This is a genomic window from Methanobrevibacter sp. (assembly GCF_030539555.1).
Classification (GTDB): domain Archaea; phylum Methanobacteriota; class Methanobacteria; order Methanobacteriales; family Methanobacteriaceae; genus Methanocatella.
In genome coordinates, this window is the sequence record NZ_JAUNXX010000139.1 from 1 (window position 1) to 1,933 (window position 1,933).

Sequence of the window (1,933 nt, forward strand, 5' to 3'; positions counted from 1 at the left end):
TCACGTAAATCAAACCTTGAAGGAATACCTGAAACATTGATTGTATTGTTGATTAATGTCAAATTCAATCCAGGATAATCAAAAGCTATCTGGACATAAAATGACTGATTAGTGATTATGCGGTCATTATTATATTCATTGCTGTTGAGACTGCACTGATTTTTGTCAAAATCTGTGTAAATCGCATTTGTATTGTTTAAGAATATGCAGTTGGTGATATTATACCATGAATCACAGGCATATACTGCATTTCCCTGATATGCTGAGTTATTTATGAATTTTGATTTGGTAAATGTCATATTACTTATATCACAATATACTGCACCACCACAACAGGTGAAATTCTCATCAGACAATTCATTTGAATCAAAAATACAATTATTGATTGTACCATTGGTAAATGATATATAAACTGCCCCTCCAACACGAGCTTTATTGTTTGTGAAATTTGTATTGTACAGGTAGAGATTTCCTCCCAAATGAATTAATGCTCCGCCAATCATGGATGAAGCATTGTCAAACACACAATCAGTTAGTGTGGTTGCATTAGTAGTAAAAAAATTCTGTGCATAATCCACCATCAGGGCACCTGCATTTTTAAATGATTTGGTGTTGATAAATTCACAGCCTTTGATATAAGAGTTTTTTGGACTTTTTATGAAAATTGCCCCTGCAGATTTCTCAGCAGTAATATTAACAAATCGGGAATTGATAATTGAAGTTTCAGAATTCTTAATATTTAGTGCAGATGAATAAATAGAAGATATATTTATGAATTCTGAATTATTTATATTGACTGTAGAACTTGAAGCAACAATATGGCCATATTTACTTGGCCTATCTGATGTGACAACTGAGTTGCAGAGATTTAATGTGGCTTCAGTTGAATATATGGAAGATCCTCTTTGACCAGCATAATTATCAATAAAATTGGAATTGCTGCAATCAAATACATCATCATAAAAGTCAATTGCTCCGGCATAATCACGTGCAGTATTGTTGATGAAATGATTATTGGTTAATGTCAATTTCCCTTTAGAATATATTGCTCCAGCAGACCGGGCATTATTGTTACTGAAAGTAGCAGTATTTAATGTCATCTTCCCAATAGCATATATTGCCCCACCAGTACGGGCATTATTGCTGATAAAGTGAGAATTGCTAGAATTTAATATTACACCATAATAGGCAATAGCTCCACCAGAACTGGCATTATTGTTACTGAAAGTAGCAGTATTTAATGTCATCTGTCCCATAGAGTATATTGCTCCACCCGTACTGGCATTATTATCCATGAAAGTTACATTGTTTAATGTAACCTTTCCTGCAGCATAAATTGCTCCACCTTTGGTGGCATTACCGTTTATGAAAACCAGATTGTTTATTGTTACATCATCTCCTGTAATATAAAATATTCTAGATTTGCCTTTGGCATCTATTGTATGTCCATTTCCATCTATAGTTATATTTTCTTCGATTTCAATTCCATTTGCATCAAAACCGTCACCATATTCATAATTTCTGTCTAATTCCAATGTACCGTTATATTTTGCAGTAATATTATTCTGCAGTTCAAAAAAAGTTCCGGTATTACCTTGACCCAGTATTTCTTTATCATTTAATTGTTCACTAGCCAGATTATCGTCAGCCACACTTATACCCTCACTTTGGACTGCTTCAATCGACATTGTACCTTCACTAGCTATTTCCGTTTCATTCACATCACTTGCACTTACAGTTGCAATTGAGAATAGAAAAATAGCAATTATCAAAAGAATTATTGTTTTCCCGTATTTCATTTTTTCCTGAGCTCCTGAAAAATTGCACGCTAAAAATGTTTAATATAATTCGAACAAACTCTGAAATAATTCAATTTTGTTTAAAAATTATAAAACATATTTAAAGCTTTATAAAAATATATATATAATTATAT

Annotated in this window: 1 pseudogene; it reads right to left on the reverse strand. The window is 32.3% G+C overall.

The features are described 5' to 3' along the window. Positions 1 to 1,799 (reverse strand): annotated as a pseudogene (locus Q4Q55_RS10535) (hypothetical protein); the annotation flags it as partial. Positions 1,800 to 1,933 lie beyond the last annotated feature (134 nt).